The 16,042-nt window shown below is 64.9% G+C and carries 17 protein-coding genes; 5 read left to right on the plus strand and 12 right to left on the minus strand.

Going from position 1 to position 16,042, the window contains the following annotated elements; translation table 11 throughout:
- Positions 1 to 4: 4 nt before the first annotated feature.
- Positions 5 to 508, plus strand: a complete 504-nt coding sequence (locus ACRQ5Q_RS32770) for a DUF1993 domain-containing protein (protein WP_439373715.1) — start codon at positions 5 to 7, stop codon at positions 506 to 508.
- Positions 509 to 686: 178 nt separating this feature from the next.
- Positions 687 to 1,787: an alkene reductase gene (locus ACRQ5Q_RS32775; protein WP_439394049.1), complete on the plus strand. Its 1,101-nt coding sequence runs from the start codon at positions 687 to 689 to the stop codon at positions 1,785 to 1,787.
- A gap of 191 nt (positions 1,788 to 1,978) precedes the next feature.
- Here ACRQ5Q_RS32775 and ACRQ5Q_RS32780 read toward each other — a convergent pair whose 3' ends face one another.
- From ACRQ5Q_RS32780 to glpD, 7 genes are all read right to left on the minus strand, one after another.
- Complete coding sequence (locus ACRQ5Q_RS32780) at positions 1,979 to 3,721, minus strand: ABC transporter substrate-binding protein (RefSeq protein ID WP_439399918.1); 1,743 nt, start codon at positions 3,719 to 3,721, stop codon at positions 1,979 to 1,981.
- Positions 3,722 to 3,850: 129 nt separating this feature from the next.
- Complete coding sequence (locus tag ACRQ5Q_RS32785; protein ID WP_439373713.1) at positions 3,851 to 4,180, minus strand: DUF2160 domain-containing protein; 330 nt, start codon at positions 4,178 to 4,180, stop codon at positions 3,851 to 3,853.
- An 11-nt stretch (positions 4,181 to 4,191) separates the two neighbouring features.
- Positions 4,192 to 4,998 (minus strand): carbohydrate ABC transporter permease, encoded by an 807-nt coding sequence (locus ACRQ5Q_RS32790; protein ID WP_211407701.1) that lies wholly within the window; start codon positions 4,996 to 4,998, stop codon positions 4,192 to 4,194.
- Positions 4,998 to 5,972, minus strand: a complete 975-nt coding sequence (locus ACRQ5Q_RS32795; RefSeq protein ID WP_439373712.1) for a carbohydrate ABC transporter permease — start codon at positions 5,970 to 5,972, stop codon at positions 4,998 to 5,000. Before ACRQ5Q_RS32795 ends, ACRQ5Q_RS32790 begins: the two co-directional genes overlap by 1 nt.
- A complete protein-coding gene (locus ACRQ5Q_RS32800) occupies positions 5,972 to 7,057 on the minus strand; it encodes an ABC transporter ATP-binding protein (RefSeq protein WP_439394051.1) in 1,086 nt (361 codons plus the stop codon). Before ACRQ5Q_RS32800 ends, ACRQ5Q_RS32795 begins: the two co-directional genes overlap by 1 nt.
- 12 nt (positions 7,058 to 7,069) lie before the next feature.
- On the minus strand, positions 7,070 to 8,146 hold the full coding sequence (locus ACRQ5Q_RS32805; protein ID WP_439394053.1) for an ABC transporter ATP-binding protein: 1,077 nt from the start codon (positions 8,144 to 8,146) through the stop codon (positions 7,070 to 7,072).
- Positions 8,143 to 9,693 (minus strand): glycerol-3-phosphate dehydrogenase, encoded by a 1,551-nt coding sequence (gene glpD / locus ACRQ5Q_RS32810; protein WP_439373709.1) that lies wholly within the window; start codon positions 9,691 to 9,693, stop codon positions 8,143 to 8,145. Before glpD ends, ACRQ5Q_RS32805 begins: the two co-directional genes overlap by 4 nt.
- Positions 9,694 to 9,925: 232 nt before the next feature.
- Between glpD and ACRQ5Q_RS32815 the strand changes: the two genes are divergently transcribed.
- Positions 9,926 to 10,210, plus strand: a complete 285-nt coding sequence (locus ACRQ5Q_RS32815; RefSeq protein ID WP_439394055.1) for a type II toxin-antitoxin system Phd/YefM family antitoxin — start codon at positions 9,926 to 9,928, stop codon at positions 10,208 to 10,210.
- Complete coding sequence (locus tag ACRQ5Q_RS32820; protein WP_439373707.1) at positions 10,207 to 10,632, plus strand: type II toxin-antitoxin system VapC family toxin; 426 nt, start codon at positions 10,207 to 10,209, stop codon at positions 10,630 to 10,632. The genes ACRQ5Q_RS32815 and ACRQ5Q_RS32820 overlap by 4 nt, the downstream gene beginning before the upstream one ends.
- Before the next feature lies 1 nt (position 10,633).
- On the opposite strand, the gene ACRQ5Q_RS32825 is transcribed toward ACRQ5Q_RS32820, so the two are convergent.
- Together ACRQ5Q_RS32825 and ACRQ5Q_RS32830 are read right to left on the minus strand one after the other, a co-directional pair.
- On the minus strand, positions 10,634 to 11,479 hold the full coding sequence (locus ACRQ5Q_RS32825; RefSeq protein WP_439373706.1) for a DeoR/GlpR family DNA-binding transcription regulator: 846 nt from the start codon (positions 11,477 to 11,479) through the stop codon (positions 10,634 to 10,636).
- A gap of 92 nt (positions 11,480 to 11,571) precedes the next feature.
- Positions 11,572 to 12,258: an HAD family hydrolase gene (locus tag ACRQ5Q_RS32830; RefSeq protein WP_439373705.1), complete on the minus strand. Its 687-nt coding sequence runs from the start codon at positions 12,256 to 12,258 to the stop codon at positions 11,572 to 11,574.
- Between the two features lie 154 nt (positions 12,259 to 12,412).
- Here ACRQ5Q_RS32830 and ACRQ5Q_RS32835 point away from each other — a divergent pair, with 154 nt between their 5' ends.
- Positions 12,413 to 12,880, plus strand: coding sequence for a nuclear transport factor 2 family protein (locus ACRQ5Q_RS32835; protein WP_439375517.1), 468 nt, complete (start codon positions 12,413 to 12,415; stop codon positions 12,878 to 12,880).
- Between the two features lie 220 nt (positions 12,881 to 13,100).
- On the opposite strand, the gene ACRQ5Q_RS32840 is transcribed toward ACRQ5Q_RS32835, so the two are convergent.
- The 3 genes from ACRQ5Q_RS32840 to ACRQ5Q_RS32850 form a co-directional block, all read right to left on the minus strand.
- On the minus strand, positions 13,101 to 13,292 hold the full coding sequence (locus ACRQ5Q_RS32840) for a hypothetical protein (RefSeq protein WP_439373704.1): 192 nt from the start codon (positions 13,290 to 13,292) through the stop codon (positions 13,101 to 13,103).
- A gap of 221 nt (positions 13,293 to 13,513) precedes the next feature.
- Positions 13,514 to 13,924 (minus strand): acyl-CoA thioesterase, encoded by a 411-nt coding sequence (locus tag ACRQ5Q_RS32845; RefSeq protein WP_439373703.1) that lies wholly within the window; start codon positions 13,922 to 13,924, stop codon positions 13,514 to 13,516.
- Between the two features lie 21 nt (positions 13,925 to 13,945).
- The gene (locus ACRQ5Q_RS32850) at positions 13,946 to 16,042 is read right to left on the minus strand and encodes a 3-hydroxyacyl-CoA dehydrogenase NAD-binding domain-containing protein (protein WP_439394057.1); all 2,097 of its coding nucleotides are present in this window, start codon (positions 16,040 to 16,042) and stop codon (positions 13,946 to 13,948) included.

A 16,042-nucleotide genomic window follows, 5' to 3' on the forward strand; every position in this document is an offset into this window, starting at 1 on the left:
TCACATGTCCTTCTACGACGCCGTCGTTCCCGCCTATTTGCAAATGCTGAACAGCCTGATTGGCCTTCTCACCAAGGCCGAGGCGCATTGCGCGGCGAAGAGGATCGATCCAAGCGTGCTGCTCGGCTCCCGCCTGTTCCCAGACATGCTGCCGCTGTCGAAGCAGATCCAGCTCGTCAGCGATTTCGCCACCAAGGGCTGCGCGCGCCTCACGCACAGCGAAGTGCCTTCCAATCCCGACACGGAAAAGACGTTTGAGGAGCTGAAGCAGCGGCTGGCGAAGACGATCGACTACGTCAAATCGTTCAAGCCCGAGCAGTTCGAGGGCGCCGAGACCCGGGACGTCACCTTCCCGTCCGGGCCCGATAAGACCACGACCTTGAAGGGCCAGCAGTTCCTGAGTGCATTCTCGCTGCCAAACTTCTATTTCCACTGTGCGACCGCCCACGGCATCCTGCGCCACAACGGCGTCGAGATCGGCAAGCGCGATTTCATGGGCCTGAACTGATTTTCAAATCGTACCGCCGCGTCAGCGGAAATCCGCTGTCGCAGCCGGAATTGCACATGAATTATGCTACGCGGGCGCTGCCGCGTAGCTCGCCTGCACTTTCCGTATGGCTCATCCCTTGCGCCTGATGTCGCGATGCACAAGTGTTCGGGACCTCTCACCGCCTGGAAGCATTCCCATGAGCCGTTCGACCAAATTGTTTGAGACCTACAAGCTCGGCCCGATCACGCTGGCCAACCGCCTTGTCATGGCGCCGCTGACGCGCAACCGCGCCGTTCCCGGCACGTTCGTACCGGGCGCGCTCGCCGCCGACTATTACGGCCAGCGCGCCTCCGCAGGGCTCCTGATCACCGAAGCGAGCCAGGTCTCGCAACAAGGCCAGGGCTACCAGGACACCCCCGGCATCTACAGCAAGGAGCAGGTCGCCGGCTGGCGCAAGGTCACCGACAAGGTGCATGAGCGCGGCGGCAAGATCTTCATCCAGCTCTGGCATGTCGGCCGCATCTCGCATGTCGACCTGCAGGAGAATGGCGCAGCCCCGGTCGCGCCGAGCGCGATCCGCGCCAGGGGCAAGACGTTCGTCAACGGCGGCTTCGCCGATGTCTCCGAGCCCCGCGCGCTCGAACTCTCCGAAATTCCCGGCATCATCGACGACTTCAAGCGCGCGACGAAGAACGCGCTGGAAGCCGGCTTCGACGGCGTCGAGATCCACGGTGCCAACGGCTATTTGCTCGAGCAGTTCGCCAAGGACGGCAGCAACAAGCGCGGCGACGCCTATGGCGGCTCGATCGAGAACCGCGCACGGCTGATGCTGGAGGTCTCCAGGGCCGTGGTGGCTGAAGCCGGTGCCGACCGCACCGGCATCCGCATCTCGCCGGTGACGCCCGCCAACGACATCTCGGATTCCAACCCGCAGGCCCTGTACGACCACATCGTCGACGGCCTCAGCGCGCTGAAGCTGGTCTATCTCCACGTCGTCGAGGGCGCCACCGGCGGGCCGCGCGACATCGCGCCGTTCGACTATGCGAGCTTGCGCAAGCGCTTCAGTGGCGCCTACGTCGCCAACAACGGCTACGACTTCGATCTCGCCAGCAAGGTGCTCGAGGCGAACGCGGCCGACCTGATCGCCTTCGGCAAGCCGTTCATCTCCAACCCCGATCTCGTCGAGCGGCTGAAGCAGGGCGCGGGCCTGAACGACTGGGACAAGAACACGTTCTATGGCGGCGGCGCAAAAGGCTACACGGACTATCCGACGCTGGCGGCCGAGCCGGCGGAGTAGCCACGTCGTCGCTCTATCCCCCGTCATTGCGAGGAGCCCTTGCGACGAGGCAATCCAGGCTGCATCCGCGGAAAGACTCTGGACTGCTTCGCTGCGCTCGCAATGACGTGGAGAGGCAGCGCGCCACACGCGCCAAGCAAAAAGGCCGGGATCGCTCCCGGCCTTTCGCATTTGATGACGCTACGCGGCGCTTACTTCGCTTCCGCGCGCTTGGGCGGCGTGGCGGGCCAGGACTTGATCAGCGTGTCGTAGTCCACCGTCTCGCCCTTCGGCTTCTCGTTGGCGAGCTTGCGCTGCGGGGCGATGGTGCCGTCCTTCTGGGCCTTGGCGAACCAGTACTCGGCCGTCTCCTTCTTGTGCAGCTTCGGACCGCAGGCGCCCTGCACGCCGGACTTCTCCAGGCGCTCCATCACGGAGTCCTGAGCGGCGGCCAACGCGTCCATCGCCTGCTGCGGCGTCTTCGCACCGGACGACGCATCGCCGATGTTCTGCCACCACAGCTGCGCGAGCTTCGGATAGTCGGGCACGTTGTTGCCGGTCGGGGTCCACTGCACGCGGGCGGGCGAGCGGTAGAACTCGATCAGGCCGCCGAGCTTCGGCGCACGTTCGGTGAACGACTTGTCCCAGATGTCGGATTCACGGATGAAGGTGAGACCGACGTGGCTCTTCTTCAGGCTCACCGACTTGGAGACGATGAACTGGAGATAGAGCCAGGCTGCCTTGCGGCGATCCGCCGGCGTCGACTTCAGCAGCGTCGCGGAGCCGGCATCCTGGTAGCCGAGCTTCATGCCTTCCTTCCAGTAGGAGCCGTGCGGCGACGGAGCCATACGCCACTTCGGTGTACCGTCCGCATTCACCACCGGCAGACCCGGCTTCACCATGTCGGCGGTGAAGGCGGTGTACCAGAAGATCTGCTGGGCGATGTTGCCTTGCGCCGGCACGGGGCCTGCCTCGGAGAAGGTCATGCCCTGCGCCTGCGGCGGCGCATACTTCTTCAGCCACTCGAGATACTTGGTGATCGAGTACACCGCGGCCGGACCGTTGGTGTCGCCACCACGCTCGACCGAGGAGCCGACCGGACGGCAGCCTTCCATGCGGATGCCCCACTCGTCGACCGGCAGACCGTTCGGAATGCCCTTGTCACCGTTGCCGGCCATCGACAGCCAGGCGTCGGTGAAGCGCCATCCGAGCGAGGGGTCCTTCTTGCCATAGTCCATATGGCCGTAGACCTTGACGCCGTTGATCTCCTTGATGTCGTTGGTGAAGAACTCGGCGATGTCCTCATAGGCGGACCAGTTCACGGGCACGCCGAGCTCGTAGCCGTACTTGGCCTTGAACTTGGCCTTGTAGTCGGGGTTGGTGAACCAGTCGTAGCGGAACCAGTAGAGGTTCGCGAACTGCTGGTCGGGCAGCTGATAGAGCTTGCCGTCCGGCGCCGTGGTGAACGACTTGCCGATGAAGTCGTTGACGTCGAGCATGGGGTCGGTGACGTCCTTGCCCTCGCCGGTCATGTAGTCCGACAGGATCACGGTCTGGCCGTAGCGGAAGTGCGTTCCGATCAGGTCGCTGTCGTTGATCCAGCCGTCATAGACGTTCTTGCCGGACTGCATCTGGGTCTGCAGCTTCTCGACGACATCACCTTCCTGGATGAGGTCGTGCTTGAGCTTGATGCCGGTGAGCTCGGAGAACGCCTTGGCCAGCGTCTGCGACTCGTATTCGTGGGTGGTGATGGTCTCGGAGACGACGTTGATCTCCATGCCCTTGAAGGGCTCGGCCGCCTTGGCGAACCACTCCAGCTCCTTCTTCTGGTCTTCCTTCGACAGCGTCGAGGGCTGGAATTCCGCGATCCACTTCTGGATCACGGCCTCGTCGGCCGCGCGGACCGGCGCCGAGACGGCGAGCGACACCGCAACGATCGCGGCGACGCTGGACATGGTCAGAAAACTATTCTTGGTCAATGGACCTTTCCTTCTCCTAAACTGTCGCATGTTTTCCTCCGTTGCAGCGACAAACTTTTATACAGGCCCGGGTTGGTCCCGGATCTGGCCGTCCCTTCGCGAGCTTCAGACCGTGCGGAAAATAAGCGCGGCCGTGACCAGCGAAATTCCTGATGCGAGCCACAGGCTCGAGATCTCAAACCCTTCCTCGCCGATCGGCACCGTGGCGATCGCGTCGGTGCCGACGAAGCCGATCCAGAGCAGATGGATGACGGCCGCGGCGATCAGCGAGATGAAGAGGCGGTCGCCGCGCGTGGTCGGAATACTGAGCACGCCGATGCGCTCGGCCTCGGGGTAGACCGCGGCGAGCCACGTCATGACCGCCAGCGTGCAGGCCAGCGCCGCGAAGAAGATCGCGGTCGGCAGCGTCCAGGCCATCCATGCGATGGATTCCATCGATGCCTCCCTTACACGCGGCCGAGCGCGAAGCCGCGCGCGATGTAGTTGCGGACGAACCAGATCACCAGCGCGCCCGGGATGATGGTGAGCACGCCGGCAGCCGCGAGCAGGCCCCAGTCCATGCCCGCCGCCGACACCGTTCGCGTCATGATCGCGGCGATGGGCTTGGCCTGCACCGAGGTCAGCGTGCGCGCGAGCAGCAGCTCGACCCAGGAGAACATGAAGCAGAAGAACGCGGCGACGCCGATGCCGCTCGCGATCAGCGGCACCAGGATCTTGATGAAGAAGCGCGGGAAGGAATAGCCGTCGAGGAAGGCGGTCTCGTCGATCTCGCGCGGCACGCCGGAGACGAAGCCTTCGAGGATCCACACCGCGAGCGGAACGTTGAAGATGCAGTGCGCGAGCGCGACGGCCCATGGCGTATCGAACAGGCCGATCGCCGAATAGAGGTTGAAGAACGGCAGGGCGTAAACCGCCGCCGGCGCCATGCGGTTCGACAGCAGCCAGAAGAACAGATGCTTGTCGCCGAGGAAGCGGTAGCGCGAGAACGCGTAGGCCGCCGGCAGCGCCACCGAGATCGAGATGATGGTGTTGAGGACGACGTATTCGAGCGAGTTGATGTAGCCCGAATACCAGCTCTCGTCGGTGAAGATGCGCTTGTAGTGCTGCAGCGTCGGGGTGTGCGGCCACAGCGTCATCGTCGAGACGATCTCGCTGTTGGTCTTGAAGCTCATGTTGACCAGCCAGTAGATCGGCAGCAGCAGGAAGACCAGGAACAGCCCCATGATGAGGCGGCGGCCGGGGATCGAATGCATCAGGCCACTCCTTCCTTTGGCTTGAGCGCCGGCACCGGCTTGAGCGCGGCCGAAGGCTTCGGCTCCGCCGCCGGCTCGCTCTCAGCCTGAACTTTTCGCTCGACACCGGCATTGGTCATGACGGTGTAGAAGATCCAGCAGACGATCAGGATGATCAGGTTATAGACCAGCGACAGCGCGGCAGCCTTGCCGAGATCGAACTGGCCGAGCGCGATCTTGACGAGCTCGATCGACACGAAGGTGGTGGAGTTGCCGGGTCCGCCGCCCGTCACCACGAACGGCTCGGTGTAGATCATGAAGCTGTCCATGAAGCGCAGCAGCACCGCGATCAAGAGCACGCGGTTCATCTTCGGCAGCTGGATCGCCTTGAACACCGCCCAGCGCGAGGCGCCGTCGATCTGCGCCGCCTGATAATAGGCGTCCGGGATCGACTTCAGGCCGGCATAGCAGAGCAGCGCGACGAGGCTGGTCCAGTGCCAGACGTCCATAACGATGACCGTGACCCAGGCATCGACCTCGTTGGAGACGTAGTTGTAGTCGATGCCGACGGCGTTCAGGGCATAGCCGAGCAGGCCGATGTCGGGTCGGCCGAAGATCTGCCAGATGGTGCCGACCACGTTCCACGGAATCAGCAGCGGCAGCGCGAGGATGATCAGGCAGGCCGCTACCGTCCAGCCCTCGCGCGGCATCGACAGCGCGACGACGATTCCGAGCGGCACCTCGATGGCGAGGATCACCATCGAGAAGAACAGATTGCGGCCGAGCGAGGCGAGGAAGCGGCCGCCGAGATCGGTCGAGGGATCGAGCAGTTCCTTGAACCAGCCGACGCCATTCCAGAAGAACTGATTGTTGCCGAAAGTGTCCTGCATCGAATAGTTCACCACCGTCATCAGCGGCAGCACCGCGGAGAAGGCGACGACCAGGAACACCGGCAGCACCAGGAACCAGGCTTTTTGGTTGACGGTCTTGTCCATCAGGCGGCTCCCTCCACCCGAAGGCTGTCGGCATAGACGTGGACGTGCGACGGATCGAATTTCAGCCCGGCCGTGCTATCCTTGCTGGTGAAGCCGCCAGGTGCGCGCGCGGCGAGCTTGGCATCGCCGAGGCGCGTCCGCGCGAAACGGATGCGGCCGAGATCGTCGATGCGCTCGATCCTGGCGGTGAGCAGGCCGGGCGCAGGCGCGACCACCTCGACGAATTCGGGGCGCACGCCGATCTCGATTTTGGCACCGGCCGGAAGGCTGTCGTAGCTGCGATTCAGCGCGATGACGTGGCCGTCTATCAGCGCCTCGCGTCCCCTGACCTCCGCCGGCAGGATGTTCATGCCGGGCGAGCCGATGAAATAACCGACGAAGGTATGCGCCGGCTTGTCGAACAGCTCGGCCGGCGTGCCGCTTTGCACGACGCGGCCGTCATGCATGACGACCACGGTGTCGGCGAAGGTCAGCGCCTCGGTCTGGTCGTGGGTGACGTAGATCATCGTGAGGTCGAGCTCGCGATGCAGCGCCTTCAGCTTGGACCGGAGCTGCCATTTCAGCTCGGGATCGATCACCGTCAGCGGCTCGTCGAACAGCACGGCGGCAACGTCGTTGCGCACGAGGCCGCGGCCGAGCGAGATCTTCTGCTTGGCGTCGGCCGTGAGCCGGGTGGCCTTGCGGTTCAGATAGGGCTCGAGATCGAGCAGGCGACCGATCTCGGCGACGCGCCTGTCGATGTCGGCCTTCGCCACGCCGCGGTTCTTCAGCGGAAACGCGAGGTTCTGCCCCACCGTCATGGTGTCGTAGATCACCGGAAACTGGAACACCTGGGCGATGTTGCGCTTCTGCGTTGACAGCGGTGTGATGTCCACCCCGTCGAACAGGATTTTCCCGCGCGAGGGCGTGATGATGCCGGAGATGACGTTGAGCAGCGTGGTCTTGCCGCAGCCGCTTGGGCCGAGCAGCGCATAGGCGCCGCCCTGCCGCCAGGTCATGGTGACAGGCTTCAGCGCAAAGCTTTCCTGCGGTGCATCATTGCCGCCGTAGGAATGGGCGAGATCGACGAGGTCAATGCGGGCCATGGCGCATCTCCCTCAAGAACCAGGTGCCGCGACGAGGCGATCGGCCGCGTCGAACACAAACACATCGTCGGGATCGAGCACCGCGTCGATAGTCTGGCCCGGCTCGAACTCGTGCACACCGTGCAGCACCGCCACCCAGTTCGATCCATCGCGGGTCAGATGCACAAAACTCTCCGAACCGGTGATTTCGGTCACCGTGACAGTGGCATGGAAGGCATGGCGGTTGGTCTCGCCATTGGCAAGGGCGAGCTGATGGGCGCGGAAGCCGACGCGATAGGCGCCGTCGGCAAGCGACGAATAGAGGCCCGACGCCGGCGACGCCGTGCCGCCGGCATATTGCACAGAGCCGTTCTTCTTCTCGATGCCGACGAGGTTGAGCGGCGGATCGGAGAAGACCTGCGCGACGCGCAAGGTCTGCGGCCGGCGGTAGACGTTGGCGGTCTCGCCCATCTGCAGCGCCCGGCCCTCCCACATGCACACCGTGTTGCCGCCGAGCAAAAGCGCCTCGGTGGGCTCGGTGGTGGCATAGACGAAGATCGCGCCTGAGGCCTCGAAGATGCGCGGCAACTCGGCGCGCAGTTCCTCGCGGAGCTTGTAGTCGAGATTGGCGAGCGGCTCGTCGAGCAGCACGAGATCGGCGTCCTTGACCAGGGCGCGCGCAATCGCGGTGCGCTGCTGCTGGCCGCCGGAGAGCTGGAGCGGGGTGCGCTTCAGGAACGGCTCGAGCCGCAGCAGCTTTGCCGCTTGGGCCACGCGTGCCTCGATCTCCTCGCGCGGCTTGCCCTGCACGCGCAAGGGCGAGGCGATGTTCTCGTACACCGTGAGCGAAGGGTAGTTGATGAACTGCTGATAGACCATGGCAACGGAACGTTGGCGCACGTCGGCGCCGGTGACGTCCTTGCCGCCAACCAGCACCCTGCCCGTGGTCGGCTTGTCGAGGCCGGCGAGCAGCCGCATGATCGAGGTCTTGCCCGACAGCGTCGGCCCGAGCAGCACGTTGAGCGTGCCGCTCTCGAGCGTCAGCGAGACGTCGCGGATGTGCTCGATACCGTCGACGGTCCGGGTCACGTGGTCGAGTGTCACGCTCATGAGCGTCCTCCCGCTTCCAGCAGGGGACTTTGCGACACGGCGTGGGCCCTGATCCAGTCGTCAAGCGCCGCGATCTCGTCGGCAGATAGTCGCAGGCCCAGCTTGGAACGTCGCCAGACGATGTCCTCGGCGGTGACGGCCCATTCATTGGCCATGAGGTAGCGGACCTCGCGCTCGGTCAGGGTGGCACCGAAAGCCTGGCCGAGATCGGCGGCCGACTTGGCATCGCCGAGCAGCTTGATGGCGCGGGTGCCATAGGCGCGGGCCAGACGCCGCGCATGCTCATGGCCGAGGAAGGGATAGCCGCGCTGAAGCTCCACGATCAGCCCGTCGATATCCGACACGTTCATGTCACCGCCGGGCAGCGGCCATTTTCCGGTCCAGCCGTCGCGCGCTTTCGCACTGCGCAGATAAGGCGCAAGGCGCTCCAGCGCCTCCTCCGCGAGGCGGCGATAGGTCGTGATCTTGCCGCCATAGATCGACAGCAGCGGGGAACCGCCGGGCGTGTCGAGCTCGAAGACGTAGTCGCGCGTCGCGGCCTTGGCGTCGCTGGCGCCGTCATCATAGAGCGGCCGCACGCCGGAATAGGTCCAGACCACGTCCCCGGGCGTCACGGGCCTGGCCAGATACTCGCTGGCCGCCTTGCAGAGATACTCGATCTCCTCAGCCGTCGCCTTCACCTTGGCGGGATCGCCGTCATAGTCGCGATCGGTGGTGCCGATCAGCGTGAAATCGTCCTGGTACGGGATCACGAAGATGATGCGGCCGTCGGCATTCTGGAACATGTAGGCGCGGTCGTGGTCGTAGAGCTTCTTGACCACGATGTGCGAGCCCTGCACCAGGCGGACCTTGGCTTTCGCATTCACGCCGGCGCCACGGCCGAGCACGTCCTCGACCCAGGGACCGCCGGCATTGACCAGCGCCTTTGCCCGGATCTGCGAGCGCTCGCCGGTCAACGTGTTGAGCATGCTGACGGTCCAGACGCCGTCGGCCTGGCGGATCTCGGTGGCGCGGGTGCGGGTGCGGATCTCGGCGCCCTTGTCGGCGGCATCGCGCGCGTTGAGCACGACGAGGCGGGCATCGTCGACGAAGCAGTCGGAATATTCGAAGGCGCGGCTATAGCGGTTCGGGATCAGCGGCTTGCCGACCTCGTCGCGCTCGAGATCGACCGAGCGCGTGGCGGGCAGCAGATGGCGGCCGCCAATATGATCATAAAGGAAGAGGCCGAGCCGCAGCAGCCAGGCCGGACGCAGGCCGGCGTGATGCGGCAGGACGAAACGCAGGGGGCGGATGATGTGGGGCGCGATGCCCCAGAGGATCTCGCGCTCGATCAGCGCCTCGCGGACCAGGCGAAACTCGTAATATTCGAGATAGCGCAGGCCGCCATGCACCAGCTTGGTCGACCAGGAGGAGGTCCCGGACGCCAGATCGTTCATTTCACAAAGGAAAACCGTGTTGCCCCGGCCCACCGCGTCACGCGCGATGCCGCAGCCGTTAACACCGCCTCCGATGATGGCGAGATCGAAAATACGCTCCAACAGACGCATCCCCCGGCGACCGCCCGTTCCTTCGAGCGGCTACTTTCGTTTTTGATTAGATCACACCACAAAACGAAAGCAACATGAAAGAGAGGCGAAAGGAAGTGAAAGAGGAACTTTTTTGGTGGGCAAGAGGCCGCGGAAATAAGCAGGTTCGACGGCAATTCGAGAAGCCCCAGCGCTCTTGAATGATCAGACGCGCAGCATATAGTCATAATAGTCATATTAGTTTTCAGCCCGCATGACTGACCGAAACACTGCACCCGACGCGCTTCCGGCTGAGGACATCTGGACGCTTGCCAAGGCCAAGGCACGACTGTCCGAGGTGATCGACCGTGCCCAAGCCGGCCCGCAGGTCATCACCCGCCACGGCAAGCCGGATGCCGTGATCGTTTCCGCCGAGGAATGGGCGCGCAAGACTGCGCGAAAAGGTACTTTGGCCGAATTCCTGCTGGCATCACCGCTGCGCGGCGCCGACCTCGACCTTGAACGCGTGCACGACGCACCACGCGACGAAACGCCGTGAACCTGCTGCTCGACACCAACGTGCTGTCGGAAGTTCAGCGGCCCGCGCCTTCGCCGAACGTTTTGGCGTGGCTGGATTCGATCGACGAGGACCGTGCGTTCATCAGCGTTGCATCGATCGCCGAGCTTCGCGGCGGCATCGCGTTGCTGGAGGACGGACGCCGGCGCACCGCGCTGGCGGACTGGCTTGCCCACGATCTCCCGGCGCGTTTTGCCGCACGCGTCCTGGCGATCGATCACGCGGTGGCGGAGCGCTGGGGCGACCTGATGGCTCAGAGCCGCAGGAGCGGCGTTGCGCTGTCCGTCATGGACGGCTTCTTTGCAGCCACCGCCCTCGCGCACGGCCTCACGCTCGTCACGCGCAACGTGAAGGACTTTGCCGCGTTCGGCGTCCCACTGCTCAATCCGTGGGACGACGTCTAGCCTATCTCAACCGCACCACCGGTGCGGCTTCAGGCGCGCCATCCTGGGCATCGGCCTGCGGATCATCGATGTCAGTGCCCTTCGGCATCGCCTCGACCACCTCGATGCCCTTGCTGTGGCAGATGGTGGCGAGGCGCTCGGGCAGCTCCTGGTCGGTGACGAAGGTCTGGATCTGGGTGATATGGGCGATGCGCACCGGCGCGCTGCGGCGGAGCTTCGTGGAATCGGCGACCAGCATGACGCTGCGGGCATTGGCGATGATGGCCTGCGCCACCTGCACCTCGCGATAATCGAAGTCGAGCAGCGCACCCTCCTCGTCGATCGCCGAGGCGCCGATGATGGCGTAGTCGACCTTGAATTGGCCGATCAGCTGCGTCGCAGTCGAGCCGACCACGGCGCCATCGGCGCGCCGCACCGTGCCGCCCGCGACCACCACCTCGATGCGGGGATGGCGGTACAGCAGCATCGCGACATTGAGGTTGTTGGTGATGACGAGCAGATCCTCATGCGAGGTCAGCGCGCTCGCGACCTCCTCGGTCGTGGTGCCGATGTTGATGAAGAGCGAGCAGCCGTTCGGGATCAGCGAGGCGGCTGCAGCCCCGATCGCCTTCTTCTCGTCGGCGGCGACGAAGCGGCGCGCCTCATAGGCGAGGTTCTCCACGCCGGAGGCGATGATGGCCCCGCCGTGGATGCGGGTCAGCGATCTCCGCTCGCAGAGATCGTTGAGATCCTTGCGGATGGTCTGGGCCGAGACCTCGAACCGGCGTGCAAGCTCCTCGACCATGACGCGGCCGGAGGCGCGAGCGATGTTGAGGATTTCGGCTTGGCGATGGGTCAATCCGGTCACGGCAGAGGCCTCAAATCAGAATGATGCATGGTGCGGCGGTTCGCGCCTTCGGTCAATGCGCGCGCCGATCACGGTTAACGGATGAAGGGCCGTCACCACGCCATGCTGCCAGCAAGGCGCGCGAGCAGCGCCGGATCGTCGAAGGCGCTGGCGGAGGTGACCGCGCCGGATGCAACCAGGTCAGCATGGCTGAGGCTGGTCCGGATCCCGACGGTCGGAATTCCGGCCGCGGTGGCGGATTGCACGCCGGTGCGGGAGTCCTCGAACGCGACCGAGGTCTCCGGCCGCGCGCCGACGAAACGCAGCCCTTCCTGATAGGGCAGCGGATGCGGCTTGCCGTGCGGCAGCTCGGCGCCGATCACGAGCGCCTTGAAGCGATGCGTGATGCCGAGACCGGAAAGCAGCAGCTCGGCGTTGAGACGCGGCGCGTTGGTCACGGCGACCATGGGAATGCCGGCGCTGTCGGCCCGGTCGAGCAGGGCCATCAGGCCCGGCAGCGGCGCGATCTGCCCGGCCACGAGCGCGCGGAAGACCTTCTCCTTCTCGTCGAGGATCGCGGCGCGCCGCTCCGGCGCCTCGTGGGAAAGAAAGCGCTCGCCGATCGCGACATTGGCGAAGCCTTGCAGCTCCCTGGAGAAGCGTGCGTGATCGAAGACATGGCCGTGCGGTCCGAGCACCTGGTTGAAAGCCTTCAGGTGCAACGGATCGGTGTCGGCGAGCGTGCCGTCAATGTCGAACAACAACGCCCTGCCCATCGCATCGTAGCTGGCCTCGATCATTTCCGTACTTTCCCACATGCGCGACGCAGCGACGCGCGAGACGTATCAATACGGCTTCGATCGCGCAATGACGCATCCACATGACGACAATGCGGCACTCGACAAAGTCGCGCGCGGCTGCAACACTCCGGCCAAGACCAAAAAGGAGGAAACGATGACGATCAACCGACGCGATCTGGCTCTCTCGACTCTTGCTGTCCCGGCTCTTGCGGTTTCCACGCTAGCTCTCACCAGTTCGGCGCTGGCCGCGTCAGCGGACGAGGACGCCGTGGCGAAGAAGGTCGAGGCCTTCCGCCTCGCCCAGATCGCGGCCGACCCGAAGGCGCTCGGCGCGCTGTGCTGGGACGATCTGAGCTACAGCCATTCCAGCGGCAAGGTCGAGGATAAGGCGACCTTCATCGCCAATGCCACCGACGGCAAATCGAAATTCCTGTCGATCGAGTACAAGGACCCGACCATCAAGGTCGTCGGCCCCGCCGCCATCGTGCGGTTCCACTGGCTGGGAGAACAGGAGATGGCAGCCGATGGGAAAAAAGTATCGACCAACCTTCACATCCTGATGAACTGGCAGAAGCAGGGCGACGAGTGGAAGCTCTTGTCGCGCGCGGCGACGAAGTTGTGATGGTGCTTCCTACCTCACACCTCGCGGGAGAGGGTGGCTCGCCGCAAAGCGGCGAGACGGGTGAGGGGGTTTCTCTCCGCGGAGCGAACCCCTCAGTTCGGCGTTTTCAAGGACAACCCCTCATCCGGCGCTTCGCGCCACCTTCGCCCACGGGGGAGAAGGGAGGGCGGCAAAAATTTCCGACCACGTTTCGCGGGTCGAAATCACCAGCGGCGGGCGCTTACGCCGCCTCCTTCACATCACGGTTCAGCAGCCTGCGCGCAGCGCGCTCGGCTTCGCGGGCGTTGCGGAAGAGCTGGCCTTCGAGACGGTTGAAGCGGTGCGATGAGGCGAAGAAGCAGTAGCCTCCTTGGGAACGAACGACGATACCTGCGGTCTGCGAATCGACTTCGATGATGTAGCTGTCCGGCATGGTCCGTGGATTCCTCAGTGCGGGCAAATAACGGTGCTCCTGCCCAAAGGTTCCTCAGGCATTTGAGGCCGTTTCCACCCCGAATCGACACCCAATCGAGTACGCCGGGACCTCATCCGTTTTATGACTGGTTCTTGGCGAAGCCGCGACGCGACGACTCACGCGCGCCGCGTTTGGTATGCTGCAGGTTTTCGTGAGACGAGACCGAGCGCCGCGCGCGATCACGTCGCGATGCCAGTGCCTCCCGAACGAACCGCCTGCGGGCGGCCGTGCTCGTCGATCGAGACATAGGTGAAGTTGCCGTCGGTGACGAGGAACGGATGCTGCTCGCCGCGGCGCAAAGCCCACGCTTCCAGATGCACGGTGATGGACGTGCGCCCCACACGCACGAGGTTGGCGTAGACCGAGACGAGATCGCCGACATAGACGGCTTTTCGAAAATTCATCGCCTCGATCGCAACCGTGACCGTGCGCGACTTCGCGACCTTCGATGCAAACACGCCGCCGCCGACGTCCATCTGGCTGAGCAGCCAGCCGCCGAAGATGTCGCCGTTCGCGTTGGTATCGGCCGGCATCGCCAGCGTGCGGATGCAGAGATCCCCGCTCGGCCCGGTATTGGCTTGCTCGTTCATGCCGCTCTCACTCGAGATTGCTCACTTGAAATCGTCCCAGCCCGGGTCGGGCGCGAAGCGCCCGCCGAACCGCTCCGCCAGCGCACGCAGGGTAGATACAATGTTTTCCACGCCGCGCGTGCGCGCATAGTTCAGCGGACCGCCGCGGAACGGTGCATAACCGGTGCCGAAGATCATGGCGCCGTCGACCGCGTCGGCATCGTCGACGATGCCCTCGCGAAGGGCCGCGACGCAGACATTGGACATCGGCAGCACCAGGCGGTCGATCATCTGGTCGGTGACGCGCCGGCCGGTGTCCGGCAACGGCGCCTTCTCGGCCTTGCCGTCCTTCCAGGTGTAGAAGCCCTTGCCGGTCTTGCGGCCGAGCTCGCCCCTGGCCACCTTGTCGCGCAGCCAGGCCGGCGTCGGCGGCAGCAGGTCGCCGAACTTGGACCGCAGCATGTCGCCGACGTCGAGGCAGATGTCGAGGCCGACCTGGTCAGCCAGCTCGATCGGCCCCATCGGCATGCCGAACTGCTCGGCCGCAGCATCGATCAGCCGCTGGTCGGCCTTCTCGTCCAGCATCACCATGGCTTCGAGCATGTAGGGCGTCAGCGCGCGGTTGACGAGGAAGCCGGGCGAGCTCTTCACGCCGAGCGGCAGGCGGTCGATCGCGCCGACGAAGGCGAGCGCTCTCTTCAACACCTCTGGCTCGTTGCCGTCGTGGCTGACGACCTCGACCAGTTGCAGCCGCGAGACCGGATTGAAGAAATGCAGGCCGACCAGCCGCTCCGGCCGCGCCAGCGTGGTGCGCAGATCCTGAAGCGGGATGCTCGATGTGTTGGTCGCGAGGATCGCGCCCGACTTGATCCGCGGCTCGAGGGCGGCATAGACCTTCTGCTTCAGCTCGAGCTTTTCCGGGACCGCCTCGATGATGAGATCGGCGTTGCGGACGCCCTCGCCGTCCATGTCGGGGATCAGGCGATCGAGCGCATCGCGCACCTCGGTGGGCTTGCGGATGATCTTGCCGTAGAGATCGGCCGCGCGCTTGACCGCAGCCGCGATCGGCTCCGCCTTCATGTCGGCGAGCGAGACGCGCAGTCCCTGCCCCGCACACCACCCCGCGATGTCACCACCCATGGCGCCGGCGCCGATGACGTGGACATGCTTCACCGAATTGGCGCTTCCGGCGGCCTTCTTCATCTGCTCGCGCAGGAAGAACACGCGGATGAGGTTCTGCGCGGTCGGCGTCACCATCAGCCTGGCGAACGAGGCCTGCTCGGCCTTCAGCATCGCGGCCTTGCTGCCGCCATGTGTCTCCCAGAGATCGATCAGCGCGTAAGGCGCGGGATATTGCTCGCGGGGGGCAGCTTTCGCCGCCTCCGAGCGCATGCGCTTGGCCAGCAGCCCGCGCACCGGTCCGAGATTGGCCGCCCGCGCCAGCAGGCCAGGCTTGGCACGCTTGAGGCGACCGAACAGCACATCCTTCACGGCACCACGGACGTGGCGCTCCTGCGTCACGATGTCGACGAGGCCGAGCGATTTGGCACGGCGCGCGTCGATGGTGCGGCCGGTCAGCATCAGCGCCATGGACTGGGTCGGATTGACCAGCGCGGTGAAGCGCGCGGCGCCGCCGAGGCCGGGATGCAGGCCGAGCATCACCTCCGGGAAGCCGAAGCGCGCGCCGTCGATGGCGATGCGAGCCTGGCAGGCGAGCGCGACCTCGAGGCCGCCGCCGAGACAGAAGCCGTGGATGACCGCGACCGTCGGCAGCTTCAGCGCTTCCAGATGATCGACCACCGCATGGGCGGCGCGGATGCGCGTCTCCACCGCTTCAGGGTCGGAGGCGCCACGGAATTCGTTGACGTCGGCGCCGGCAATGAAGCCGGACGGTTTGGCCGAGCGGATCACGAGACCGGCCGGACGCTCGGTCTCGATCGCCGCGAGGGCGGCGTCGAATTCCTCCATCACGTCCGAAGAGAGCGTGTTGGCGCTCGCGCCGTCACGGTCGAATAGCAGCCAGGCAACGCCATCGGCATCGCGCGACAGCTTAAAGTGCTTGTATGGACCATCGGGCGCAGGCTGAGGCCCGAGCGTCAGGACGCGATCGCCGAGCGCGGTCATGATCTTGGAATCCAT

It is taken from the genome of Bradyrhizobium sp. PMVTL-01, from assembly GCF_051861855.1.
Lineage (GTDB): Bacteria > Pseudomonadota > Alphaproteobacteria > Rhizobiales > Xanthobacteraceae > Bradyrhizobium.